This is a genomic window from Chryseobacterium sp. POL2, from assembly GCF_011058315.1.
Lineage (GTDB): Bacteria > Bacteroidota > Bacteroidia > Flavobacteriales > Weeksellaceae > Soonwooa.
The window spans coordinates 361,579-385,852 of the sequence record NZ_CP049298.1 but is presented as its reverse complement, the minus strand read 5'-3'; the positions used below and the strand labels follow the sequence as shown (position 1 = coordinate 385,852).

The following is a 24,274-nucleotide window of genomic DNA, read 5'->3' as shown; positions in this document are numbered from 1 at the left end:
AAAAACACAAATGATGAAAAATATTTCTAAATCCCGATTTGTTTCGGGCGTACAATGTTCCAAAAAAATCTATTTCGATTACCATAGAAAAGATTTAAAACCTCCTGTGGATGAAGCTCAGCAAAGAATATTCGATCTAGGCCATCATATTGGTTTTCTTGCGCAAAAGGCTTTTCCAAATGGTGTGGATGTTTCGCCAGAAGATTACTCTAACTTTTCGAAATCTATAAAAGACACTCAAGATTTAATCAATTCCAAAAATAGTATTTATGAAGCCACTTTTTCGTCAAAAAACACCTTGGTGATGCTGGATATTTTGGAGCACAAAAATGGAAAATGGAATGCCATTGAGGTTAAAAATTCCACAAGCGTTAAAGATTATCACCTTACAGATGCGGGTTTTCAGTATTTCGTAATGACTCAAACTGGTTTTACGCCAGATCGTTTTTATTTGATGCATATCAACAATCAATATGTGAAAAATGGGGAAATTACAACTGAACTTTTCCATTTGGAAGATATTACTGACATTATTATCGAAAAACAAGCTTGGGTAGCTGAAAATCTTGATTATTTACTCCAAATTATACAATCTGAAAAAGAGCCAGATGTAAAAATTGGTGGACATTGTGGAAATCCTTTTGCATGCGAATATCAGCATCATTGTTGGTCTCACGTTCCCGAGAATTCGGTTTTTGAATTGAACCGAGCGGGTGCAAAAGCTTGGGATTTGTATCATCAAAATATTCTGGCTATTGATGATATTCCTGAGGATTATCCGTTGACGAATTTCCAAACTTTACAAGTTCGGGGAAGCAAGTTTGGGGAGAAATATATAGATGTTTCTAGCATTCAAAATTTTATTGATAAGTGGCAATTTCCGCTGTATTTCTTCGATTTCGAAACCATTTTTCCTGCAATTCCTGTTTTGGACGGAACACGACCTTACGAGCAGGTTCCGTTTCAATATTCGCTTCATCAATTAGATGAGCAAGGAAATTTAAAACATTTTGAGTTTTTAGCCGATCCAAATTCCTTTCACAATTCAAGTGAAAACCCACTCAAAAGCCTTATTCATCAAATGAAAATTCATTTTGGAAATCACGGAAGTATTGTGGCCTACAATATGACTTTTGAAAAAAAAGTTTTGACGAGTTTAGCAGAAAAGTTTCCCGAAGACCGCGAATTTTTAGAAGAAATTATCTCAAGAATGGTAGATTTAATGGTGATTTTCCAAAAGAATTGGTATTACGATCCCCAAATGGGAAAATCTTATTCCATAAAAGCGGTTTTGCCTGCATTAATTCCCGAGCTTACTTACAAAGATTTGGAAGTTTCTAATGGCGATTTGGCAAGCAGTTTATTTCATGATTCAATTAAAAACGGAGAATTTTTAAACGAAAATTTAAAGAACAATCTTTTGGAATATTGCAAGCTAGATACTTATGCCATGGTTGTTTTGTGGCAATTTTTGAAAAATCTGAACGGTTAAAAAAATCTATTTTTACGGTTTTCCGTAAGCATTTTCATCGAAATTTATTGTATTTTAGAGACCTTTTAAAAAAAAATAAAACATGATTCTAAATAATGGCGGTATTGCCGTTGATATTTCAAAAGTAAAAGCCATAAAAACCGAATTTCTTAAGCAAGGTGGAAATCTAGTTTTCGAGTTTGATAATTTTGTAATTCCCGTGGAAAACCCTGATACTGAAGAATTAGAACTTCGTTCGTTTCCCAATAATGCGGTAGAATATTATATCGAAACTTCAGATTCCCTTCGTGTTATTTTTGACGAATGGGTGGAATTGTGGGGAAAATTTAGAAAATAAAAAAACGTTGTAGGCTTTACATTAAAATTCAGAATAATGCTTAAAAACGGACAATCAATTAAATAATGACACAACAACATATCAAACAACTCGAAATAGAATTATGGGAAGCAGCAGACGAATTGCGTGCGAATTCAAAACTGACTGCTGGTGAATACAAAGACCCTCTGTTGGGATTGATTTTATTGCGATTTGCGGAGAATAAATTCATAGAAGCCAAAGCACAATTAGCAGAAACACTTCCGATCAATCCACGAACGAAACAACGACGCGAAGCGACCAAAGACGATTATGCGGCTATCGGTGCGATGTATCTGCCCGAAAAAGCGCAATATTCGTATTTAGCGGCTTTGCCCGAATCCGAAGATTTGGCCGAAGCAGTAAATACTGCGATGAAGCTCATCGAAGCGGAGTACGAAGATTTAGCTGGTATTTTACCGAAAAATTTCCACGATTTAACGCCGGAAGATGATACCGACAGCAACCTGTTGGCCAACCTGATCCGTATTTTCAACAGCGACTCGGTTCGCAATGCCAAAGGCGACGTGTTTGGGCGTGTGTACGAATATTTCTTGATGAAACTTTCCATGATGGGAGCAGGTGCGCAAGAAGGAGGCGAGTTCTTTACGCCACCGTCTTTGGTACAGTTGATTGTCAATTTCATTCAGCCGAATCACGGCATTGTCCACGATCCGGCTTGTGGATCGGGCGGTATGTTTGTGCAAACAGCGCATTTCATCAAAGATCATCTTAATAAAAAAGTAAACGAAGCTATTACGGTGTACGGTACCGAATATAAAACTGGTACTACCAAATTGGCGAAGATGAACTTAGCGATTCACGGCATTGAAGGGAAAATAGCCAACAACAATTCCTTCTATTCGGATCCGCACGAGTTGTACGGAAAATGTGATTTTGTGATGGCCAATCCGCCGTTTAACGTGGACAAAGTCGATGCGAAAAACAAGTTTTTGGCAGAAGATAAACGTTTGCCTTTTGGTGCGCCTTTAACAGGAAAAGGAAGCATTGGTAACGGAAATTACCTGTGGATTCAGTACTTTATGAGTTACCTGAATGATACAGGGCGTGCCGGATTTGTGATGGCGTCTTCGGCGACTGATGCCGGAAATGCCGAAAAACGCATTCGTGAAGAATTGGTAAAAACCGGCAATGTAGATTGTATTGTTTCTATCGGGAACAACTTCTTCTACACACGCTCGTTGCCTTGCCACGTTTGGTTTTTTGACAAAGGAAAACGTGAAGCAAACAAAAACAAAATCTTAATGATCGATGCACGAAATGTGTACCGAAAGGTAACGACCACGATTAACGATTTCTCGGAAGAGCAATTAGAAGGCTTAACCGCAATTATGGCGCTTTACAGAGGCGAAAAGCCCGAAGTAGCTGCGGATAACGCCTGGTTCAACGAGCATTTCCCAGATGGAACCTATCGTGATATCGAAGGCTTGTGCAAGATTGTGACTTTAGATGAAGTAGCCGAACAAGATTATAGCCTTACACTAGGACGTTATGTAGGTGTGAATATTGATATTGATATGGATTTTGATTACCAAAGCCGTATGCAAGAGCTCAACAGTGAATTAGCGACCTTAAACGAAGAAGCTAACCAATTGATGAACCAAATACAAGCGGTGAAATTATGAGAGAGGGTTGTACTATAAGTTCGCAAAAAGATTGGGAAGAGATTAGTTTAAAAGAAGTTACTACAAAAATTGGTAGTGGTGTTACTCCTATAGGTGGTTCTAGTGTTTATATTAATAATGGAACATCGTTAATTAGAAGTCAAAATATTTACAATGGGTATTTTGACACAGGTGGTCTTGTTTATATAAATGATGAAACTGCTAAGAAAATGTCAAACGTAGAAATATTTGAAAATGACGTTTTAATTAATATCACTGGAGATTCTGTTGCTAGATGTACGATTGTTCCAAAGGAGATTTTGCCTGCTAGAATAAATCAACACGTTTCTATTTTAAGATGTAATAAAAATAAAATAGAATCTAGATTTTTAAAATATACACTTATTTCTCCGTATTATCAGTCTGTTTTGTTAAGTATAGCTACAGGAGCAGGAGCAACACGTAACGCTTTAACAAAATCTATTTTGGAAGATTTAAAAATCAATCTTCCCCCACTCGAAACCCAAAAGAAAATAGCTTCGATCTTATCCGCTTATGATGATTTGATAGAAAACAACCTCAAGCGCATCAAAATTTTGGAAGAAATGGCACAGCAAACCTACGAAGAATGGTTTGTGCGTATGCGTTTTCCTGGGTACGAATCCGTAAAGATTAATAAGGAAACTGGATTACCTGAGGGGTGGGAGAGATTGTATTTCAAAAATATTTTAAATTTTAAGACAGGAAAATTAGATTCAAATGCTTTGGATATAAATGGCGAATTTGATTTCTATACTTGCGCGAAAGAAGTTTATAAAACTAATTCATATTGCTTTGAAGGCGAGGCAGTATTATTAGGAGGGAATAATGCTACTGGTGATTTTGCTTTATTCTATGCTGATTCTAAATTTGATGCTTATCAAAGAACTTATATCGTAACAAGTAAAATAAATGATTTGCCATTGGTTTACGTTTATCAAGTATTAAGAACTTATTTACCACATTTTAAAATAGTAAGTTCTGGAGCTTCAACAAAATTTTTGACAATGCGAATTTTGGATAAAACTAAAATTGTTGTTCCCAATGATGAGATTTTAAAATCATTTTTTAACATAGCTAAACCTTGCTTTGAAAACATTTTAAATCTTCAAAACCAAAACCAACGTTTACGTGAGGCGCGTGATATTCTGTTGCCACGCTTGATGATGGGGATGATAGAGGTGTAAATACAACAAACAAAAACTAAACTACTATAAAAAATACGAATACATGTTTGCAGAATTAGAAAAATACAAAACAAACGGGCATTTTTTCTTCGAAAAAAATGACAACCTTAGAAATAAAAGTAAAGATGTTCCTAATCTACCAGGAGTTTACTATATCCTAAAATTAGCTAGAGGTAAAGTGGAATTGGTTTATATAGGAAAATCTGGTTCTATGTTACAAAATGGTCAATTCAAAGATCAATTATTGAATAAGAGATTAAATAATAAACAGGATGGTATTCGAAGAGAATACTAATTCTTGAATAAAATAGAGGAAGAAAACATTGAAGCTTTGGATATTTATTGGTTTGTTACCGTGGATGATGAACATAATGATTTACCAGGTTATGTTGAGGGATTGTTATTACAACGGTACTTTGAAGTCTACGGCTGTTTACCACCATGGAATAAATCTTTTTAAACCAAAACCAACGTTTACGCGAGGCACGGGATATTTTGTTGCCAAGATTGATGATGGGGATGATAGAGGTGTGACTTCGAGAGCCTCAGTCACCGTAAAATAAAAAACTAACAAAGAGAATACTATTATTTATGAAAGAAAAAGAGTTTAAAGACTATTTAAAAGATATTATTTTACAAAAAAAGGAAACCATAGCTTCGCGTATTAGTAATTTAAAACGAATCGAAAAAGCTTATGGAGATTTAGATGAACATTACGATAAAGATACATTTAAATATTTGTTGCACGAATTTACAATAGAAAAAGGTGAAGACAAAAAACATCAAATTTTAATATTACCGGTAACCAATTTAGTATATCATCTTTATAACGAGTATTTCATTAATCTATATCAAATTGCAATAGTTATGTATTATGATAAATTTGGTAACGAAAATATCGAGGCATATAGTAAATGGTTTGAACATTTTTTAGGAGCTTTTAGAATGAATAGAGCCTCTATAGTAGAACAGTCACCAATTGTACTTTTGAGAGATTATGGTAATATTTTACAAGTTATAGAACAAGCTTATTTAGTTCAAGAAGTATTATCAACATTAAAAAGTTTTGTGCCTGAAAGATATTACGAAGGATTTGCATATAAAGAAGATATGAATGGATATGTAAGTATCCATCTTTCTGATGCAAATCAAACTAAATTATCTCCTGCAAGGCAAAATTATTATCAAAAAATCCCAATATTCATAAGCTCTATTTTGGAGCAAAAATATTGGTGGGCATGGTCGAGTTGTGACCTATAAGAATTAAATTACCGAAGACCTTTTAATCATTTTTAAATTATTAATAGTTATCGTCTTGTTTTATATTTCTATAAACTTAAAGAATTTTTTAAATTAGATGCATACGTATAAGAAAATGAGAGCACACCAATTAAAAATCAAACTAAAATCTAACAGTGGGCAATATTTGTCTGCGTCCCTATCCTACTTATTTCTTAAATAAAATTTATCAATTTTGGAATTTTTCACAAATATTATTTCGAATAAATTAATATGAAATCATTAAAATTAAATAACTATGAATTTATAAAAACAAAAAAGCCGGAAGATTGTTCTTCCGACTACTAATGCTCAAAAGGAGCCTTTTTTTAAAGATATCTTACCAACGGCCACCGCCACGGTTTCCTCCGTTACCGTAACCACCGCCTCTATTATTATCAAATGATCTTCTTGGTTTTTCTTCTCTAGGTCTAGCTTCGCTAACGTTCAAAGTTTTTCCATTAAAATCTTGTTGATTAAGTGCTTCGATAGCTTGCTTAGCTTCGTCGTCGTTTGGCATTTCAACGAAACCAAAGCCTTTTGATCTTCCTGTATCACGGTCCATAATAATCTTTGCAGAAGAAACTTCTCCGTGATTTTCGAATAATGATAACAACTGTTCTTCTTTAGTTGCGTAATTGATGTTTGAAACAAAAATGTTCATTGTATAAAAAAATTAAATTGGTAATAAAAATTTGTCGTTATAAGAGAAGACAAAATAGAATGAACATATTGAATTCGACTATAAAAACATGTGCAATTTACACTTTTTAATTTTAATTGTTTAGATTTATTTTATAATGTTACAAAATTGTAAAGAATTTTTAACTTTGATAAAATTTTAGTTATGAAAAAAACTCTATCCTTAATAGCTGTAATGGCTTATCTTGGAGCATTTGCTCAGTTTACAAGTCCTAATACAGGCGTCACATACAACCTGACAAGTCTCGCGCAAGCAGCTCCAGGAACTGTGACTAACAATGGAGATCACTTTTTAATCTCCCAGAATGTTACTATTTCTGCCAATGATAAATTAATTATTGACGAAAACACAATCGTTAAGCTTAACAAAGATGTTATGCTTTATATTTTCGGAACTTATCAAACCAATTCTCCACAGCTTATCTACACAACCAATGTGGAAGGCGAAGCTTATAAAGGTATCCGTTTTGAAGATACTTCTACAGTAGATATCAAAAATACGACTATCGAGAAAGGTGGCGGTATGAGAGTAAATACGTCAAACTTTGTCATGAATAACTGTATTATTCGAAAAAATGTTACAATGAGTGGTGGTGCCACTTCTAGCGCCGCTATACAATTTGGAAGCGTTAACAATACCTTGATAAAAAATTCTGGATTTATAGAAAATTACGGTTCTGCACTAGGATCAGGTGCTAACATCAGCGTATCGGGAACTATTGACAGCAACTATTTTTATGGCAACAATACTAGTAACCAAAATCGACCACAAATCAATATGGGACCTGGTGGCACAGCAGGTATTGTCATCACCAATAACGAAATTATTGGTAACAGAAATCTTACAATGACAGGTGGTATATCTGCTTCTGCTTTGATAGGTGGCGCTAATAATGTTAAAATCGAATACAATATTATTCGTGACAACCGTTACGGGATAACCGTTGCGGGTAACTCTTCTTACGGAACAGTCACAAGAAATATTATTGAAAACAACAATACCCAGAACAATCCTTTACAAGGTGGCAGTGGAATCAACTTTATTGGATCAGGAACTGCCGTTATGGATATTAAAGTAAGCGGAAACCAAGTACGCGGAAATCTGTGGGGTGTAACTTTACAAGGAACTGCGCAAGCTAATTTTGGCAGCGATATCCCTGGAAAAGAAAACGAGGGGAAAAATATTTTCAAAAACAATATTAATGAGGGTAAAGTCTATGCTTTGTATAATAATACACCGAATAATATTGAGGCAAAATTCAATTGTTGGAGAGAAGGCGAATTATCTAACGATGCTATGGTAGAAGATGTTATAACCCATCAAGTTGATGATACCGCTTACGGCGTTGTAAATTTCAAACCTTATAATTGTGGCGCTGTACAAGCTGTTACTGACTTACAAAAAGCAAAACTTCAAGTGTACCCAAATCCTAGCCAAGGAACATTTAATTTAAAATCGGAATCGGAAGGCAATGTTGTAATCACCGATTTTTCAGGACGAACAGTTTATTCTGGTTCGGTTATTAAAGGTGAAAACAAAATCAACCTGAAAGCAACCGCAGGAGTTTATATTTTAAATTATCAAAATGAAACGGCAAAATCTTCAACAAAGATTGTCATTCAATAAATAATTATAACAGAGTATTAATCGGTACAAATTAATTTTTGCACCGATTTTTTTTGATTTGTTGAGAGCTTCTTTCTCGCTTTATATTTTTCATTTGGATTGAGAAACCTTCAACTATAAAGTAAAAAACCCATATCGAACTACTCACAAAATAAAAACTAAAACAATCTCTAAGATTAAATGTGACATTCCATAAAACACCTACGATTATTTTTTTATATATTTACTTAGTTAAGCAAAAATGTAGATGAAAACACTGAAAGCCAATATCCCTTCCATAAAAACTTTCATGGTTAATGAAAATGGTGAAATCTTCAACCAACATGGAAAACAACTGAATGGTAAAAAAAACCCTTCCTTTCCTTATCTTAAAGGTTTAGATTTTCTGAATCTTGATAAAAAAAGACAGACAATCTCTTTCGCAAAAATTGTTTGGAATACTTTTAATCCTGATAATATGACGCAAAAAAGCGATATTATCCAAGTTATTGATCAAAATGCAGAATACGTTTTTGCAATAAGTAATCTAAGAAAAATAAAACGTAAAGATCGTGTCGAAGCCCTTAATAAAGTTAGGTTTGAGAAGATAAAACAACGACAATCTAATGTTTGATTTCCGATTAAAATTATTTTCTTGCGTTGCTAAAAGATTGAGTTTTACTAAAGCAGCACAAGAGCTGCATATTTCGCAACCTGCGGTTAATAAGCACATTCAGGAATTGGAGCAACAGCTTAGCACCAAACTTTTCACCAGAAATGGCACCAGCATAGAGGTAACGTCGAGCGGAAAAATACTTTTAGAAAAATCCAATCTTATTTTTGAAATTTATCGCGAGGCAGAATTTGAGATTAATAAACTTAACAACAAATTAAAAGGAAATCTCAAAATTGGTGCTAGCACAACGATTGCACAATATATTCTACCGGAAATCTTGGTTAAATTCCATTCTTATTATGAGGATATTCATATCGAATTGACTTCCCAAAACACGGACAAAGTTTCGGAGCTTTTAAAAAACAATTCTATTGATCTTGGTATTATCGAAGGGCCTTTCCAGTCGCCATTATTTGATTATATTCCTTTTATTTCTGATGAAATTGTATTGGTCGCAAGAACGGGACATCCGCTAGCCAACAGAACTTTAGCGATGAAAGACCTTCATGATATTGATCTTATCAGTCGGGAAAATGGTTCTGGCACTCAGGATTTTATCGATTCGGAACTACGAAAAATGAAAATCCCAACAACGGAGTTCAAAAAAATTATGAATCTGGACAGCAGCGAAATTATCAAAAACTATTTATTACATTCTAACGCAATGGCTTTTCTATCGGTAAGCACGATTACCAACGAGCTGAAATACAACAAACTAAGCATTATCGACGTCAAACAATTTGAAATTAAAAGGCAATTTCAATTTATAATTCCGAAAGGCGAAACGCCCGAACTTGTCAAGTTATTTATGAAAACCTGCGGCATCATGACACAATAAAAAAGTCCGAAAGCTAAAGCTTTCGGACTTCTATTTGGGAGTAAATTATTCTTAATTAAAGTTAATGATTTCTGCCATTTTAGCATTTTCCTCATTTACCAACTCATCATCTACAAGGATTTTTCCACTGTTTTCATCGATAATGATTTTCTTTCTTTGTGCAATTTCCATTTGTTTTTGAGGTGGAATTGTGAAGAAAGATCCTTTCGGTGCGCCTCTTTCAAGACCAACAACCGCTAAACCGTTGATAGATCCTAGACGAATTCTTTGGTAAGAGGATAGTAATCTTGCATCAATTTTTTCAGAAAATTCTTTAGATTTTTCTAATAAAAAATCTTCTTCTTTTTGTGTTTCTGCGATCAACTCATCCAACTCACTTTTTTTATGCGTAAGGTGGTTGCGTAGATCATCAATTTTGCTATTTAGCTCGCTAAGTGTTTCGTTTTTGTGAGCAATTTTTGCGCTGTATTCTTTGATTCTTTTTTCAGCTAATTGAATTTCCAAAGTTTGGTATTCAATTTCTTTATCCAAAGACTCGTACTCTTTGTTATTTCTAACATTATCTTGTTGAGATTTGTATTTAGAAATAAGATTCTGAGCTTGTGTAATCAATTCTTTTTTGGCGTTAATTTCACCGTTCTGCTCTTTAATATCCGCATCGAATTTGTTGGCTCTTTTCTCTAAGCCTTCAATTTCGATTTCTAAATCTTCAACCTCGATAGGCAATTCTCCTCTCGTATTGCGAATTTCGTCCAATCTAGAGTCAATGATTTGTAGGTCATAAAGTGCTCTTAGTTTCTCTTCAACCGAGATATCGTTTGCTTTTTTAGCCATATCTTAAATAAAATAATTTACAGGGTTGTTTTTTTTGCTCGTTTTAGCGATTGCAAAGTTAATAAAATTTTCGGACAATATTTCATATAATTGTTGAGTAACAAATTGTTCGCTTTCAAAATGTCCAATATCGGCAATTAATATTTTATTTTCACCGGAAAAGAAGTCGTGGTATTTGACATCTCCAGTAAGATAAGCCTCGCAGCCCGCAGCCATGGCCGCTTTTATTCCACTAGCACCGCTTCCACCGAGAACGCCTACTCTTTTTATAGTTTTCTGTTCTGTATTACTGTATCTAATGACCTCGAGGTTAAAGGTATTTTTAACTAATTTTAAAAAATCTTCAACGCACATTTCGTTCTCCAAATCTCCAAATCTTCCCAAACCAGCGTATTGATTATCATTTTCTAAACTAATAATTTGATAAGCAATTTCTTCGTAAGGATGCGTACCAAACATAGCTTTCAGAACCGCCGATTGTCTATAATTTTCAAATATAAATGATAATAAAACTTCATCAGCATTTTCGCGTTGATTAACCTCGCCTAAAAAAGGATTGGCGCCATGTTTTGGTCGAAAACTCCCTTTACCTTCTATTGAAAAACTACATTCGTCATAAAAACCAATATTTCCCGCTCCGGCTTCAAAGATAGCTTCTTTCACTTTCTCAGCTTGAAGTATAGGAACATAGACTTCCAGTTTTTTTAAGTTTTGGGACTTTGGCATTAATATTTTCTGATTTTGCAAACCTAAAGCTTCACATATTTTAAAATTAACACCAAAGAAATCATTATCAAAAGCCGTATGCATGGCGTAGATGGCGATTTTGTTTTCAATTGCTTTGAGAACTGCTTTTTCAACATAGTTTTTCCCTGTTAAAGATTTTAAACCTGAAAAAATAATGGGATGAAAAGCTACAATAAGATTAAAGCCTCTTTCTATCGCTTCATCAACGACATCTTCTAAGGCATCATGTGTTATCAAAATACCTGTCACTTCGCGAGCAGTATTTCCACATAACAAACCGACATTGTCAAAATCTTCGGCTTGTTTTATTTTAAAAATTGTATCTAACTGATTGCAAACTTCTTTTAATGTTTTTGGGCTCATATTTCTTCTAGAACTTTTTCTTATGTCAAAACTAAGTGTAAATTTACATTTATTTTAAAAATTATGAGAAGAATAATAAAACCTGAGTTTGACTTGACTCCTGAAGATGGCTGGCTCAGAAAAGTTTATAACGTTATCTATCTCGACAACACGCGTCAAGGAAAAATTTTTGATATTAGCCTTCTTATTTTAATCTTGATAAGTGTTGGCCTTTTGATGGTCGAAACCATACCATTAATCAACTTAAAATATCATAATACTTTCTACACACTAGAGTTTATCATTACAATGATTTTCACGGTGGAATATATCCTGCGAATCGCTTGTATCAAAGACAAAAGAGAATACATTTTTAGTCCAATTGGGATTATAGATTTCTTATCGATTATCCCTTTTTATCTAAGTTTATTTTTTCCTATTATTCATTATATCGGTATTTTAAGAATGTTGAGAATGCTGAGAATTTTCAGAATTTTCAACCTTGCCGATTATATGCATGATGGCCAATATATTTTGAGAGCGCTAAGTCACAGTTCTAGAAAAATTTATATTTTTCTATTGTTCATGGTCATTTTCATTGTGATAATTGGCGCATTAATGTACTTAATAGAAGGTGGAAAAAATGGATTTACTAGCATTCCACAAAGTGTATATTGGGCGGTTGTAACCATAACAACCGTAGGGTATGGTGACATTTCTCCAGCCACGCCAATTGGTAAATTCTTGTCCATTATCGTTATGTTGTGCGGTTATAGCATCATTGCCGTTCCTACAGGTATTGTAACCTCAGAATTCCGAAAAGGGAAACGTTATCATTTGGTATGTGGACGTTGCGGTAACGAAGATAACGACAACGATGCGCGATATTGTAAACAATGTGGTGAAAAATTCGCTTAATTAAATTCCAAATTAATGAAAAAATTAGTTCTTACATTAGCTGTATCTTCCTCTATTTTTGGATTCGCGCAAAGCAAACAAGATTCCATTAAGTTTAAAAATATCTCGGATAAGATCATGACAGAAGGTCAAGCTTATGACTGGCTTTATGATTTAACAAAAAATATTGGTCATCGTCTTAGTGGTTCTTTAGCGAATGAAAAGGCCGTAAAATGGGCAGAACAAAAACTGAAAGAAGCGGGCGCAGACAAAGTTTGGTTAGAAAGAGTGATGGTCCCGAATTGGTATCGCGGTGACGAATCGCTACATATAAAATCTGCCGATGGCACTTGGAAAAATATCAAAATGCTTTCGCTAGGAAACTCAGAAGGAACCAAAGGAAAAGACCTAATTGGCGAAATTTTGGTTGTCAATTCTTTAGAAGAATTTGCAAAAACCCCAACTGAAAAAGTTAAAGGCAAAATTGTTTTATTCAATAACGAATTTCCACAAGAACACATCAAAACCATGCACGCCTACAGCCAAGCAGGCAAAGTAAGACGTGTCGCCGCTACGGAAGTAGCCAAAAAAGGAGGAAAAGCGGTAATCATACGATCGCTAAGTTCTGCTTATGATGATGTTCCGCATACGGGAGCTATGAAATATGAAGATGGTATAGAAAAAATCCCTGCAATTGCCATCGGTCCAAAATCTGCAATGGAACTTTCGGAGCTAGCAAAAACACAACAAATATCAGCAAAAATAAACTCCAATTGTAGCATGAAAGGTGTTGTAAGGTCTTACAATGTCATTGGCGAAATTACTGGAAAAGAAAGCAAAAACGTGATCGTTGTCGGTGGTCATCTTGATTCTTGGGATGTCGGTGAAGGCGCGCACGACGACGGCGCTGGAATTGTACAATCCATCGAAGTTTTAAAAACTTTTAAAAATCTGAATATCCCCAATAGAAATACAATTCGTGTGGTGTGTTTTGCCAATGAAGAAAACGGCGTAAAAGGCGGAACTGCTTATGCGAAAAGTATCGCTGAAAAAGGCGAAAAAAATATTTTTGCCATCGAAAGCGATACTGGCGGATTTAGTCCAAGAGGATTTGGTCTCGATATGTCTGACGATAAAAAAGAGATTATAAAATCTTGGAAAACACTTTTTTTACCTTATGGCGTTTATGATTTTACAGAAACTTATGCCGGAACAGACATCACGCCGATGAAATCAACAGGAACTGATCTCGCAGGACTGGTTCCAGATTCGCAACGCTATTTTGATATACACCATACCGAAGAAGATACTTTTGAAAAAGTGAATCGTCGGGAACTGCTACTCGGGGCAACTGTTATGACGCAGCTTGTCTATATGGTTGATCAATATTGGAAATAATTAATTGGAATTAAAATGAAAAAACGACTTATAACTACATCAATTGTTCTGGGGTCTTTTGTAATTTCTTGTGAAAGTCAACCCAAAAACCTTGCCGATGTTTCGCAAGATAAATTCAATTATAAAAGTATAAGCTTCCCATCAAAAGATAATAAAATAAGAGTTTATGCGGATTATTATTCTGCAAATTCTAAGTCGGCGCCACTTATTTTAGCCTTTCATCAGGCTGGCTACAGTCGCGGTGTTTATCGAGATATTGCGCCAAGATTGGTGGCTTTAGGTTTTAATGTCTTGGCGGTAGATTTGCGTTCTGGTGAAAAATTTGGAAACGTTCCCAACGAAACTTTTGAAGAAGCCAAAACTAAAAATCTACCCACAGAATTTGAAAATAGTATTCCAGATATAGAAGCCAGTTATGACTATGCAAGAAAGGTTTTGAAAGCAAAAAAAATCATCTACTTCGGAAGTTCTTATTCTGCTTCTTTAGGTTTTTATAATGTAAGTCAGCATCCTGAAGATTACAAAGCTTTGGTTGTCTTTTCGCCTGGAGAATATTTAAAAATTGATCAAAAGAAAATTGAAAACTATGCGAAAGAGGTCACTATTCCGATATTTTTAAGTTCTGCAAAAGGCGAAAAATCGACTTGGATCGACATATTTAATAATACAAATTCGCAACAAAAAGAGTATTTCCTCCCCAACAATTGGCAAGGTTATCATGGTGAAATTACGTTAAGCAGTAATTTTATAGGCTCGGAGGAATATTGGACTGCGCTTACTAAGTTTTTAAAAACAGTGAAGTAAAGTCCTCTTCTTGTTCATAAAAAGTTTTTTTGGCACTCTCATAACCAATTTCAAAAATCTCTTCAAGACGCTGTGGTTTTCGCTCGAATGTACCGTATTGTGCTAATTTCTTAGACGTTATAAACCAATCGCAATAAGCGAATTTATGAATTTCGGTTCTGTGTGAAAGTAAATCATAAGCGCGTGTTGTAATGGCTCGGATGCTATTAAGATCACTCATTTTCACATCTTGTATTGGCGTAACATAGACGCCAATTAATTTTTTACATTCGTTTAAAATAATGTCGGCAGGAAAATTATTAAGCACACCTCCATCGCTGTACATCGCATCACCAATGATATAAGGCGTCGCAATCCCCGGAATGGAAGACGATGCGATAATGGCATCAACAACTTTGGCCTTTTTATCAAAAATATCTTGTTCGCCACTGATAAGGTCTGTCGCAATGATACGAATATCTGTTTTTAAATCTCCAATCTTAGAATTTCCAAAAATAGGATCCAAATAATGTGTGAATAATTGTGATGACACAAAACCTGGCTTGTTAAAGGTAAAATGTTTCCAGTTAAAAAAATAAATAGATTTAAAAAAGTCTAGAATTTCCTCTGGTGTTTTCCCCACAGCATAAAACGCTCCAACAATAGAACCTGCGCTGCAACATGATAAAACGTCTGGTTGGATGCCTATTTCGTTCAAAAATTTAATAACGCCAGCATGTGCCAAACCTCGCGTACCTCCTCCTGAAAGCACCAATCCTATTTTATTCTGCATCTTTTTCATTAGTCTAAAATAAAACAATGCTGCATCTTATACAAGACACAGCATTGTTTATTTGTAAATCAAAAGTTGATTTATTTTTTATCATATTCTTCGAGAAGATGGATCATATCTTCGCGGGTTTTGAGCTCATCAATTTTAGCAATTAGATCAGGATGTTTTGCAAATAATTCTTTTAGTTTTTTATCTCTTCCAGAAAATAAATTAGAACTGATAGCATTATTTCCATTTATAATATATTCTACTGCGTTAACGTTGCCATAAATATTCGCTATAAAAAAGTCAACATAATAGCCGGTTTTAACCCCTTCAAATAATACTAAAAGCAAATCTTTTTTTGATTTTAATACTGGAAAACGTTCAGAATTTACAAATTTCTTTTTGCTACCATCAAAATCTGTAATTTCGATAAAATCAATTTCAGCATCTTTTATATTTGTTTTCTTTCCTATACTATCAACAAAACTTAATTTGTTAATAATAGTTGTTGGATAAAAATAATTTTTCTTAAAAGCCCACTGCGCCAGTATTCTCGTATGTACTGTGTCGCTTGATTTTTTAAGAACGTATTTTACTGGTAAATGATGTTCTTTATACTCAAATTTCTTTTGGGCAAAAGTTAAATTACCTAAAAATAACAAAAATCCTAAAAGTAAAATCCTCATGTTAAATATGAATAACTTCTCCATAAGCTGCTGCTACCGCTTCCATTACCGCTTCTGATAATGTTGGATGCGGGTGGATTGATTTAAGAATCTCATGTCCTGTTGTCTCCAGATTACGTGCAACAACTGCTTCCGCAATCATCTCTGTAACGCCAACACCCACCATGTGACATCCTAACCATTCGCCATATTTAGCATCAAAAATTACTTTTACAAAGCCGTCGGTATCGCCGTTAGCAGTAGCTTTTCCACTTGCAGAGAATGGGAATTTTCCAACTTTAAGTTCGTAACCTTTTTCTTTAGCTTGCTTTTCTGTAAGACCTACAGAAGCGATTTCTGGTAAACAGTAGGTACATCCTGGGATATTACCATAGTTGATTTTCTCAACATGAAGACCTTTGATTTTTTCAACGCAAGTAATACCTTCCGCAGAAGCAACGTGTGCTAAAGCCTGCGTCGGGATAATATCTCCAATTGCATAATATCCTGGAACCGAAGTTTGGTACCATTCGTTAACCAAAACGCGGCCTTTGTCTGTTTGGATACCAACTTCTTCTAGTCCGATATTTTCGATATTAGCAGCAATACCAACAGCAGAAAGAAGAATATCAGCTTCTAAAGTAATATTTCCGTTAGCCGTTTTAACATTTGCTTTAACGCCTGCTCCACTTGTATCTACAGATTCTACTGATGCATTGGTCATTACTTCGATGCCTGCTTTTTTCAAAGATTTTTCTAAATGTTTAGAAACTTCTTCATCTTCAACAGGGACAATGTTTGGCATAAATTCTACAACGGTAACTTTCGTACCCATTGTTGCATAGAAGTAAGCGAACTCTACACCGATAGCTCCAGAACCAACAACAATCATAGATTTTGGTTGCTCAGGAAGAGATAAGGCTTGTCTGTAACCTATTACTTTTTTACCATCTTGTGGAAGATTAGGAAGTTCTCTAGATCTTGCACCAGTGGCTAAAATAATATGATCTGCACTATATTCTGTAACTTTTCCCTCTTTATCTGTAACATCGATTTTGCGATCTTTCTTCACTTTTGCAGCGCCCATAATCACATCGATTTTATTCTTACGCATTAGGAATTGTATTCCTTTGCTCATATTTTCGGCAACGCCACGACTTCTTTTAATAACGTTTGGAAATTCGAAAGAAGCTTCAACTTTGTTAAGACCGAAGTCTTCAGAATGATTGATATATTTGAAAACTTGAGCAGATTTTAATAATGCTTTTGTTGGAATACATCCCCAGTTAAGGCAGATTCCTCCAAGATTCTCCTTCTCTACAATGGCTACTTTGAAGCCCAATTGCGCAGCTCTGATTGCTGTAACATATCCTCCTGGTCCACTACCGATGACAATAATATCGTATTTCATTACTTTAAAAAATTTTTACCAAAAATAAGGATTTTTTTATTTTATATACCTATTAATTTTAATGAAGTTTTTTTATCGATTTTTCAGTCAGGCAAAGTTTTAATTTAAATTATAAAAATCAATATTAAAAAGTCTTTTCAATTAAAAACCTAAAAATTTAAATTTTAACTGAATTGCAAAATTTTCACTGAATTTATTAGTTGAATAATATCCAACTCTATAAAACAAACCTAGATTAAGTCTCGTGCTCAAAAAGTTATTGTATTCTAGTCCGACTTCCTGATACAGATGATCCAGTTTATCATAGTTGAACGTATGTTGATCCATATTTTTCATATCGCCAATCGTTCCTTTATAAACCACGTCAAAACTAGAAGTATTTCTACCAAAACTCTTGAAATACCACGGTATTCTGTGTGTCACATAATAACCCATGAATTTGTCATTAAAATACTTCCCCGCCTCCATTGTTGCAAATCCCAAATAGGTCGTCAAATTGAAATGCGAAAAGAATTTATCATTATTGGAAGTGTTCAAGCCACCCATCTGGAAATGATGCCAAATAGGAGCATCGCCTGTCATAAAACCGCCATACAAACGTGTTCCCGTAACGCCTAGTTTGGTTTTGAACTGGTGTGCAAACAACACATCAAACCTTGAATAAGAAAATTCGCCACCCAAAACTTTCCCAGCTTGTTCGAAATTAAAATAAACTTCTGGATATTGTTGCTCATACGTATATTTCCCAGACGGTGTCATGATGTTTTTAGAATTGGGCGAATATTTTAAAGTTAACATCGTCGCAAAGTTCTTAAAAACACGCTTTTCGCCTTCGTAATAATAATCGAATTTGGTTTCTTCATTTTGGCGTTTTGCAGAAATCTTCATAGTTAAAGCATTATTAAGATCAACTTCGTAGCTGAGTTTTCCTCCTTGGAAACGATAGAATCTATCATTCTGAAGGTCGACACCCGAATTCATAAACTGCATTTTGAAGTTCCATAAATTTTGGCTAAATCTTCCCGAAGATTCTACATCGTCATAATATTCGGCTCGGAAAAACGAGTTATAATCCAAAGTCGTTCTAATGTCAACGCCAACAGCATATTTTAATTTAGAATCTTTGAAGCCATAAGCTATATAAATATCTGGAGAAATATATTGGTTAAACTTCTCGTTTAGTTTTGCTTTTAATCCTAGTCTTATGCCTTCGTAACGATTATAATTGCTGCCAAAAGGATCGACATCCAATACACCAAGACGAATTTTGCCTCGTACCAAATTGCTTATGAAACTTGCTTTTTTGTCAAGATTATATTTTTGTCCAAGGCTATCGATTTTTACATAGGTCATCTTTTCTCGCGAGGACAGACTATCTGTTCTGTATTGATCCAAAAGACTGCCATCTGTATTTTTGATAGACATTGTATAACCTTTAAAATCTTTAGCACTAAAATCCACTGGTGTTTTAAAATCAAAATAATCGACTTTCATAGAGACATAATTCCCGAATTTGGTACGTCGTTTTTTTAATTCTTCTCTTTTTTCTTCTGTGGATTTTTCGGATTTATCTTTCTGGTCCGATTTATTTTCGGTATTATTAAAACTCATACTTCCTGCACGAAGTTTAAGATTTTCTTTTTGTAAAAACCATTTGTTTTCAATAGGAATCCAAATTGATGTTATGCTACCATCATTGATTTTGTTGCTGTTACTTTCAATTTTTTTTATGGCAAACGTTTGTTGATCTACATACAGGTAACCATTATATTTTCGTCGATTGGGTTCCGATTTTTTACCAACCTGACGAAACCGAATCACATAATTCTCGCGTCCGTCAATCTCTATAGAATCGGTTAAATAGTAGCGGTAAAGATTTCGATTTTCTGGAATAATCTCACGAGGAATTTTGTTACGGTTAGAACGCAAAGCCAAAAGCTGATAAATAGGCTCTTTGAGTCCAGAAACACGATTATCCAACACATTGACTTTTTCGCCATATTCTTTGGAATAAAGATATTCGTTCGCCCGTTCCCAAAGGAAAAGTTTGCTTTGCATCATCGTTTTGGTCATGTCATTTTCCATCAAAGAATCTTTTTTTTCACCTTTGGATTGTTTAAGATTTTTAGCAGGAACCAATTTTAAAGAATCCAAACGTTTTGTCATATAAGTTTGATAGAGTTTAATACTATCTTCATCAAAATCAAACGACATTTTCTCGTAGGATTTGAAGGCATAAGAATCCAAACTTCGTGGCGAATTGTCTTTGAAATGATTATTAACTTTATCCAAGATTGCTATCGCTTTCGGATCGCTTTTATCATTGACAATGACAGCTTCTATCTTGTTAACCTTGGATTCTTCTTTTTCTAAAGACACTTCCATCACCTTGTCAACAACAACATCGGCATCTTCATAATCGGGATGTTTTACTGTAACTTGATCGCATTTTGTCTTGAATTCTAATTTACCATGATTATCGGTATTGCCCAATAATTGCTTGTTACAATAGACTGAAGCATGTGACAAAGGCATATTTTTACCAGCAATTCTCACCCAAATTGTTGATTGTGAAAATGTGAAAAGACTGATACAAAAAAATAATAAACTATAAAGTTTTTTCATTGTTTAAAACATGTAAGAACCTACGAAAATAAAAATATATCTTGACTTTAGCACTAATAGATTGTAAAAGCTTAATTTAACCTCCTTTTAAAATTCTAAAATCCGTAAATTTGAAAAAATTTAAAACATGGGAGTAGCTGATTTTTTAGCAAAAAAGAAAAAAGCTTTAGCCGAAAAAAACCTTAACGAAGGTAAAGCCTTTCAGGAAGAGTTTGGCAAACAAGAAGGCGTTGTAACATTGGAAAGCGGATTACAATATCAAATTATCACGGATGAAGAAGGAAGAAAACCCGAGGCTAGAGATACGGTAATTTGTCATTATCATGGCACAACCATCAAAGGAGAAGTTTTTGACAGCTCTGTAGAAAGAAACAAACCAGCCAGTTTTCCACTTAATCGCGTTATTTCTGGTTGGACAGAAGGTTTACAGTTGATGTCAACGGGCAGCAAATGGAAGTTTGTAATTCCACCGCATTTGGCCTATGGCGGTCAACAAATCTCGAAAGAAATTGGACCAAATTCTACTTTAATTTTCGAAGTCGAATTGATTGGGATTAAATAAAAAAACCTGAGCTAATGCTCAGGTTTTATATTGATAACAAAATTGATTAATTATTTTACTTGATCTACAACAGCTTTGAAAGCTTCAGGGTGGTTCATTGCAAGGTCTGCAAGAACTTTTCTGTTAAGCTCGATGTTGTTCTTTTTAAGAGCTCCCATGAACTGAGAGTAAGACATCCCGTGCTCTCTAGCTCCCGCATTGATACGCGTAATCCAAAGTGCTCTGAAGTTTCTTTTCTTCTCTTTTCTACCGCGGTAAGCATATTGCATTGCTTTTTCCACGGCGTTTTTAGCTACAGTCCAAACATTTTTTCTTCTACCGAAAAAACCTTTAGCCTGCTTCATAATTTTTTTTCTGCGCGCTCTAGACGCTACAGCGTTTACTGATCTTGGCATAATGTAATTGTTTTTTTGAAAAGGGCGTAGTTGTTATAACTCTCTTTTGTGCGCCGTTTCAGGGTTAAAATTTTGAATTGTTTTGTGAATTCTTATAAACCGAAAATTGGTTATAAAAACTACTTAATTGCTAATTGACGTTTAACACTTCTCTCGTCCACATTAGCAACATAAGAAGTTTGCGTAAGATTTCTCTTTTGCTTTGTCTCCTTTTTTGTCAAGATGTGGCTTTTGTAAGCATTTTTTCTTTTGATCTTACCTGTTCCAGTAAGAGCAAAACGTTTCTTAGCACCAGATTTCGTTTTTAATTTTGGCATTGTTTTGCTTTTTATAATTTGTTATCAATATTCTTTGAATCTGCAAAATTACAAAATTATTTTGAATCTTGCGGACTTATATTAAAAGCAAGAGACCTAAATTAATCTCTTGCTATATATTTAAAAAAAACAGTTATTATTTAGCAGGTTTTTTAGGACTCATCATCATAATCATCCTTTTACCCTCTAGCTTAGGAAGTTGATCCACTTTACCAACATGCTCTAATTCTTGAGCTAGTTTTAAAAGTAAAATTTCTCCTTGATCTTTAAAGATAATAGAACGTCCTTTGAAGAATACATAAGTTTTAAGTTTAGAACCTTCTTCTAAGAATTTTTCAGCGTGCTTTTTCTTAAATTCGTAATCGTGCTCATCTGTCTGAGGACCAAAACGAATCTCTTTAACCACAACTTTTACTTGCTTTGCTTTTAGTTCTTTTTGCTTTTTCTTTTGCTCATATAAGAACTTTTTGTAATCCAAAATCCTAGCGATAAATGGCTCGGACTTATCTGATATTACTACCAAATCCAACTCTTGCTCTCTAGCAATATCTTTTGCTTTAGCCGTAGGATATACGCCTGGCTCGACATTTTCACCAACTAGACGTACTTCTTTTACGTGGATTTTGTCGTTAATCATATGCAAATCTTCCTGTACTGGACGACGCATTGGACCTCTTCTGCTGTTGTTACGTTTTAGTGCTATTGTATTAAAATTTTAAAGTTATTACTAATTATTTTCGCCGAAAGGTTTAATGCCTTTCATACTTTCTGTTTTAAAATAAGAAACGAAATCTTCGATTTTCATCTCGCCAAGATCGCCCTCGCCTCTTCTTCTTACCGATATCGTATTGTTACCAGCTTCATTTTCGCCTACAATTAACATGAACGGAATCTTGTTAATCTCTGCATCGCGAATCTTTTTCCCTGTTTTCTCGTTACGCTCATCAATTAGACCGCTAATATCGTGATTTTCCAACAATTGTGAAACTTTTTTAGCATAGTCTACATATTTTTCGCTAATAGGGAGAATAATAAACTGATCTGGACTCAGCCATAATGGAAAATCACCAGCTGTATTTTCAATTAAAATCGCGATAAAACGTTCCATAGAACCGAATGGTGCTCTGTGGATCATTACTGGACGATGCTTTTCATTATCATTACCAACATACCAAAGGTCAAAACGTTCTGGTAGGTTGTAATCTACCTGAATGGTTCCTAGCTGCCAACTTCTACCCAATGCATCTTTCACCATAAAATCCAGCTTCGGGCCATAGAACGCTGCTTCACCATATTCTGTTACCGTCTTAAGATTTTTAGCCTTTGCAGCATTGATAATGGCGCTTTCTGCTTTTTCCCAGTTGTCGTCGCTACCGATATATTTTTGTTTATTTTCAGGATCTCTTAAAGAAATCTGCGCTGTAAAATCTTCGAATCCTAAAGAACCAAAAACGTAAAGAACCAAATCTATAACTTTTTCAAATTCTTCATTCAACTGATCTGGCATACAGAATAAATGCGCATCATCTTGCGTAAATCCACGTACACGTGTCAAGCCATGTAATTCTCCTGATTGTTCGTATCTATACACCGTTCCAAATTCTGCATAGCGTTTTGGAAGATCTCTGTACGACCATTGTTGCGCTTTGTAGATCTCGCAATGGTGTGGACAGTTCATTGGTTTTAATAAAAACTCTTCCCCTTCGTTTGGTGTTTTTATTGGTTGAAAACTATCAGCACCGTATTTTTCGTAATGTCCCGAAGTTACATATAAATCTTTGTGCCCAATATGTGGAGAAATCACAAATTCGTAGCCTTGTTTTCTTTGAGCAGCAGATAAGAAATTTTCTAATTTTTTTCTAAGCGCAGCACCTTTTGGTAGCCAAAGTGGAAGACCTGCTCCAACTTTTTCTGAGAAAGTAAAAATCCCCATCTCTTTGCCTAACTTACGGTGGTCGCGACGTTTTGCTTCTTCAAGCCTTTCAAGATATTCGGTAAGTTCTTTTTGTTTTGGAAATGAAATACCATATACACGCGTCAATTGCTTGTTCTTTTCATCTCCTCTCCAATAAGCCCCTGCAGCATTAAGAATTTTAACAGCTTTCACAATTCCTGTTGCAGGGATGTGTCCACCACGACAAAGGTCTGTAAAGTTATCGTGCGTCACAAAAGTAATTTCGCCGTCTTGAAGATTGTTTATTAATTCAGTTTTAAAAGGATTGTCAGCATATTCTTTCAATGCCTCTTCTTTTGAAACATGTCTTAAATTGAAAGTTGAATTCTTTTTAGCATTTTCAATGATTTTCTTCTCAAGCATTTCAAAATCTTTTTCTGACAATGCTTTATCACCAAAATCTACATCATAATAAAATCCATTAGCAATCGCAGGACCTATTGTCAACTTAGCTTCTGGATAATACTCCATAATGGCTTGTGCTAAAAGGTGGGCTGAAGAATGCCAAAATGCTTTTTTTCCCATATCATCATTCCACGTCAACAATTGCACGGTAGAGTCGGTCGTTATTGGCGTGTCAACTTCTGTCTGTTGGCCATTAACAATTGCAGAGATGGTATTTCTTGCTAATCCATCGCTGATACTTTGTGCAACTTGAAGTGGAGTCACTGCTCCATCAAATTCTCTGATGCTAGCATCAGGAAGCGTAATTTTAAGCATAATGATATAAAAAATTAAGATACAAATTTAGTGTTTTTTTCAAATATT

At 34.7% G+C, this 24,274-nt stretch carries 25 protein-coding genes; 14 read left to right on the top strand and 11 right to left on the bottom strand.

Features of this window, described 5'->3' with window-relative positions:
• The first annotated feature begins 10 nt into the window (after window positions 1–10).
• The 7 genes from G6R40_RS01705 to G6R40_RS01675 all read left to right on the top strand — a co-directional run bounded on the left by G6R40_RS01705 (window position 11) and on the right by G6R40_RS01675 (window position 5,958).
• A complete protein-coding gene (locus G6R40_RS01705) occupies window positions 11–1,492 on the top strand; it encodes a DUF2779 domain-containing protein (RefSeq protein WP_165130968.1) in 1,482 nt (493 codons plus the stop codon).
• 82 nt (window positions 1,493–1,574) lie between these two features.
• Entirely contained in the window at window positions 1,575–1,829 is a 255-nt protein-coding gene (locus G6R40_RS01700; RefSeq protein ID WP_165130966.1) for a hypothetical protein, read from the top strand.
• 65 nt (window positions 1,830–1,894) lie between these two features.
• The gene (locus G6R40_RS01695) at window positions 1,895–3,493 is read left to right on the top strand and encodes a class I SAM-dependent DNA methyltransferase (protein WP_165130964.1); all 1,599 of its coding nucleotides are present in this window, start codon (window positions 1,895–1,897) and stop codon (window positions 3,491–3,493) included.
• Window positions 3,490–4,698 carry a restriction endonuclease subunit S gene (locus G6R40_RS01690; RefSeq protein ID WP_165130962.1) on the top strand — a complete coding sequence of 403 codons (1,209 nt, stop codon included), beginning with the start codon at window positions 3,490–3,492 and terminating at the stop codon, window positions 4,696–4,698. The genes G6R40_RS01695 and G6R40_RS01690 overlap by 4 nt, the downstream gene beginning before the upstream one ends.
• A gap of 43 nt (window positions 4,699–4,741) precedes the next feature.
• A complete protein-coding gene (locus G6R40_RS01685) occupies window positions 4,742–4,993 on the top strand; it encodes a hypothetical protein (RefSeq protein ID WP_165130960.1) in 252 nt (83 codons plus the stop codon).
• Window positions 4,994–5,069: 76 nt separating this feature from the next.
• Window positions 5,070–5,261: a hypothetical protein gene (locus tag G6R40_RS01680; protein WP_165130958.1), complete on the top strand. Its 192-nt coding sequence runs from the start codon at window positions 5,070–5,072 to the stop codon at window positions 5,259–5,261.
• Between the two features lie 28 nt (window positions 5,262–5,289).
• On the top strand, window positions 5,290–5,958 hold the full coding sequence (locus tag G6R40_RS01675) for a hypothetical protein (RefSeq protein WP_165130956.1): 669 nt from the start codon (window positions 5,290–5,292) through the stop codon (window positions 5,956–5,958).
• Window positions 5,959–6,316: 358 nt separating this feature from the next.
• On the opposite strand, the gene G6R40_RS01670 is transcribed toward G6R40_RS01675, so the two are convergent.
• Window positions 6,317–6,640 carry an RNA recognition motif domain-containing protein gene (locus G6R40_RS01670; protein ID WP_165130954.1) on the bottom strand — a complete coding sequence of 108 codons (324 nt, stop codon included), beginning with the start codon at window positions 6,638–6,640 and terminating at the stop codon, window positions 6,317–6,319.
• 183 nt (window positions 6,641–6,823) lie between these two features.
• Here G6R40_RS01670 and G6R40_RS01665 point away from each other — a divergent pair, with 183 nt between their 5' ends.
• The 3 genes from G6R40_RS01665 to G6R40_RS01655 all read left to right on the top strand — a co-directional run bounded on the left by G6R40_RS01665 (window position 6,824) and on the right by G6R40_RS01655 (window position 9,798).
• Complete coding sequence (locus tag G6R40_RS01665) at window positions 6,824–8,305, top strand: T9SS type A sorting domain-containing protein (RefSeq protein ID WP_165130952.1); 1,482 nt, start codon at window positions 6,824–6,826, stop codon at window positions 8,303–8,305.
• 247 nt (window positions 8,306–8,552) lie between these two features.
• Window positions 8,553–8,918 (top strand): hypothetical protein, encoded by a 366-nt coding sequence (locus G6R40_RS01660; RefSeq protein WP_165130950.1) that lies wholly within the window; start codon window positions 8,553–8,555, stop codon window positions 8,916–8,918.
• Between the two features lie 37 nt (window positions 8,919–8,955).
• Complete coding sequence (locus G6R40_RS01655; protein WP_262887658.1) at window positions 8,956–9,798, top strand: LysR family transcriptional regulator; 843 nt, start codon at window positions 8,956–8,958, stop codon at window positions 9,796–9,798.
• A gap of 51 nt (window positions 9,799–9,849) precedes the next feature.
• Here the strand turns inward: G6R40_RS01655 and G6R40_RS01650 are convergent, their stop codons facing one another.
• On the bottom strand, window positions 9,850–10,632 hold the full coding sequence (locus tag G6R40_RS01650) for a zinc ribbon domain-containing protein (RefSeq protein ID WP_165130946.1): 783 nt from the start codon (window positions 10,630–10,632) through the stop codon (window positions 9,850–9,852).
• Window positions 10,633–10,635: 3 nt separating this feature from the next.
• Window positions 10,636–11,742 (bottom strand): Nif3-like dinuclear metal center hexameric protein, encoded by a 1,107-nt coding sequence (locus G6R40_RS01645; protein WP_165130944.1) that lies wholly within the window; start codon window positions 11,740–11,742, stop codon window positions 10,636–10,638.
• A gap of 63 nt (window positions 11,743–11,805) precedes the next feature.
• Between G6R40_RS01645 and G6R40_RS01640 the strand changes: the two genes are divergently transcribed.
• From G6R40_RS01640 to G6R40_RS01630, 3 genes are read left to right on the top strand one after another with little or no spacing between them, the layout of a single operon-like run.
• The gene (locus G6R40_RS01640) at window positions 11,806–12,639 is read left to right on the top strand and encodes an ion transporter (protein WP_165130942.1); all 834 of its coding nucleotides are present in this window, start codon (window positions 11,806–11,808) and stop codon (window positions 12,637–12,639) included.
• A gap of 15 nt (window positions 12,640–12,654) precedes the next feature.
• Complete coding sequence (locus G6R40_RS01635) at window positions 12,655–14,016, top strand: M28 family peptidase (protein WP_165130940.1); 1,362 nt, start codon at window positions 12,655–12,657, stop codon at window positions 14,014–14,016.
• A 15-nt stretch (window positions 14,017–14,031) separates the two neighbouring features.
• Window positions 14,032–14,820 (top strand): alpha/beta hydrolase family protein, encoded by a 789-nt coding sequence (locus G6R40_RS01630; protein WP_165130938.1) that lies wholly within the window; start codon window positions 14,032–14,034, stop codon window positions 14,818–14,820.
• Here the strand turns inward: G6R40_RS01630 and G6R40_RS01625 are convergent.
• The 4 genes from G6R40_RS01625 to G6R40_RS01610 all read right to left on the bottom strand — a co-directional run bounded on the left by G6R40_RS01625 (window position 14,795) and on the right by G6R40_RS01610 (window position 20,278).
• Window positions 14,795–15,592, bottom strand: coding sequence for a patatin-like phospholipase family protein (locus tag G6R40_RS01625; protein WP_165130936.1), 798 nt, complete (start codon window positions 15,590–15,592; stop codon window positions 14,795–14,797). The two genes, G6R40_RS01630 and G6R40_RS01625, sit on opposite strands and share 26 nt — an antisense overlap.
• Window positions 15,593–15,672: 80 nt before the next feature.
• Window positions 15,673–16,263 carry a hypothetical protein gene (locus tag G6R40_RS01620; RefSeq protein WP_165130934.1) on the bottom strand — a complete coding sequence of 197 codons (591 nt, stop codon included), beginning with the start codon at window positions 16,261–16,263 and terminating at the stop codon, window positions 15,673–15,675.
• A 1-nt stretch (window position 16,264) separates the two neighbouring features.
• Window positions 16,265–17,653 (bottom strand): dihydrolipoyl dehydrogenase, encoded by a 1,389-nt coding sequence (lpdA, locus tag G6R40_RS01615; protein ID WP_165130932.1) that lies wholly within the window; start codon window positions 17,651–17,653, stop codon window positions 16,265–16,267.
• Window positions 17,654–17,794: 141 nt separating this feature from the next.
• Window positions 17,795–20,278, bottom strand: a complete 2,484-nt coding sequence (locus G6R40_RS01610) for a hypothetical protein (RefSeq protein WP_165130930.1) — start codon at window positions 20,276–20,278, stop codon at window positions 17,795–17,797.
• Between the two features lie 127 nt (window positions 20,279–20,405).
• Between G6R40_RS01610 and G6R40_RS01605 the strand changes: the two genes are divergently transcribed.
• Complete coding sequence (locus G6R40_RS01605) at window positions 20,406–20,840, top strand: FKBP-type peptidyl-prolyl cis-trans isomerase (RefSeq protein WP_165130928.1); 435 nt, start codon at window positions 20,406–20,408, stop codon at window positions 20,838–20,840.
• Between the two features lie 50 nt (window positions 20,841–20,890).
• On the opposite strand, the gene rplT is transcribed toward G6R40_RS01605, so the two are convergent.
• The 4 genes from rplT to thrS all read right to left on the bottom strand — a co-directional run bounded on the left by rplT (window position 20,891) and on the right by thrS (window position 24,226).
• Complete coding sequence (gene rplT / locus G6R40_RS01600; protein WP_165130926.1) at window positions 20,891–21,235, bottom strand: 50S ribosomal protein L20; 345 nt, start codon at window positions 21,233–21,235, stop codon at window positions 20,891–20,893.
• Window positions 21,236–21,354: 119 nt separating this feature from the next.
• On the bottom strand, window positions 21,355–21,552 hold the full coding sequence (gene rpmI / locus G6R40_RS01595; protein WP_165130924.1) for a 50S ribosomal protein L35: 198 nt from the start codon (window positions 21,550–21,552) through the stop codon (window positions 21,355–21,357).
• Between the two features lie 136 nt (window positions 21,553–21,688).
• The gene (gene infC / locus G6R40_RS01590) at window positions 21,689–22,219 is read right to left on the bottom strand and encodes a translation initiation factor IF-3 (RefSeq protein ID WP_165130922.1); all 531 of its coding nucleotides are present in this window, start codon (window positions 22,217–22,219) and stop codon (window positions 21,689–21,691) included.
• A gap of 60 nt (window positions 22,220–22,279) precedes the next feature.
• A complete protein-coding gene (thrS, locus tag G6R40_RS01585; RefSeq protein WP_165130920.1) occupies window positions 22,280–24,226 on the bottom strand; it encodes a threonine--tRNA ligase in 1,947 nt (648 codons plus the stop codon).
• Between the last annotated feature and the right edge of the window lie 48 nt (window positions 24,227–24,274).

Coding starts and splice junctions, on each gene's coding strand:
- G6R40_RS01625 (WP_165130936.1), bottom strand. CDS start 15,592: ATGCAGAATAAAATAGGATTGGTGCTTTCAGGAGGAGGTACGCGAGGT.
- G6R40_RS01680 (WP_165130958.1), top strand. CDS start 5,070: ATGATTTACCAGGTTATGTTGAGGGATTGTTATTACAACGGTACTTTG.
- G6R40_RS01695 (WP_165130964.1), top strand. CDS start 1,895: ATGACACAACAACATATCAAACAACTCGAAATAGAATTATGGGAAGCA.
- G6R40_RS01705 (WP_165130968.1), top strand. CDS start 11: ATGATGAAAAATATTTCTAAATCCCGATTTGTTTCGGGCGTACAATGT.
- G6R40_RS01690 (WP_165130962.1), top strand. CDS start 3,490: ATGAGAGAGGGTTGTACTATAAGTTCGCAAAAAGATTGGGAAGAGATT.
- G6R40_RS01665 (WP_165130952.1), top strand. CDS start 6,824: ATGAAAAAAACTCTATCCTTAATAGCTGTAATGGCTTATCTTGGAGCA.
- lpdA (WP_165130932.1), bottom strand. CDS start 17,653: ATGAAATACGATATTATTGTCATCGGTAGTGGACCAGGAGGATATGTT.
- G6R40_RS01670 (WP_165130954.1), bottom strand. CDS start 6,640: ATGAACATTTTTGTTTCAAACATCAATTACGCAACTAAAGAAGAACAG.
- G6R40_RS01700 (WP_165130966.1), top strand. CDS start 1,575: ATGATTCTAAATAATGGCGGTATTGCCGTTGATATTTCAAAAGTAAAA.
- infC (WP_165130922.1), bottom strand. CDS start 22,219: ATGCGTCGTCCAGTACAGGAAGATTTGCATATGATTAACGACAAAATC.
- G6R40_RS01650 (WP_165130946.1), bottom strand. CDS start 10,632: ATGGCTAAAAAAGCAAACGATATCTCGGTTGAAGAGAAACTAAGAGCA.
- G6R40_RS01620 (WP_165130934.1), bottom strand. CDS start 16,263: ATGAGGATTTTACTTTTAGGATTTTTGTTATTTTTAGGTAATTTAACT.
- G6R40_RS01660 (WP_165130950.1), top strand. CDS start 8,553: ATGAAAACACTGAAAGCCAATATCCCTTCCATAAAAACTTTCATGGTT.
- G6R40_RS01685 (WP_165130960.1), top strand. CDS start 4,742: ATGTTTGCAGAATTAGAAAAATACAAAACAAACGGGCATTTTTTCTTC.
- G6R40_RS01645 (WP_165130944.1), bottom strand. CDS start 11,742: ATGAGCCCAAAAACATTAAAAGAAGTTTGCAATCAGTTAGATACAATT.
- G6R40_RS01630 (WP_165130938.1), top strand. CDS start 14,032: ATGAAAAAACGACTTATAACTACATCAATTGTTCTGGGGTCTTTTGTA.
- rplT (WP_165130926.1), bottom strand. CDS start 21,235: ATGCCAAGATCAGTAAACGCTGTAGCGTCTAGAGCGCGCAGAAAAAAA.
- G6R40_RS01635 (WP_165130940.1), top strand. CDS start 12,655: ATGAAAAAATTAGTTCTTACATTAGCTGTATCTTCCTCTATTTTTGGA.
- G6R40_RS01675 (WP_165130956.1), top strand. CDS start 5,290: ATGAAAGAAAAAGAGTTTAAAGACTATTTAAAAGATATTATTTTACAA.
- G6R40_RS01610 (WP_165130930.1), bottom strand. CDS start 20,278: ATGAAAAAACTTTATAGTTTATTATTTTTTTGTATCAGTCTTTTCACA.
- G6R40_RS01640 (WP_165130942.1), top strand. CDS start 11,806: ATGAGAAGAATAATAAAACCTGAGTTTGACTTGACTCCTGAAGATGGC.
- G6R40_RS01605 (WP_165130928.1), top strand. CDS start 20,406: ATGGGAGTAGCTGATTTTTTAGCAAAAAAGAAAAAAGCTTTAGCCGAA.
- rpmI (WP_165130924.1), bottom strand. CDS start 21,552: ATGCCAAAATTAAAAACGAAATCTGGTGCTAAGAAACGTTTTGCTCTT.
- thrS (WP_165130920.1), bottom strand. CDS start 24,226: ATGCTTAAAATTACGCTTCCTGATGCTAGCATCAGAGAATTTGATGGA.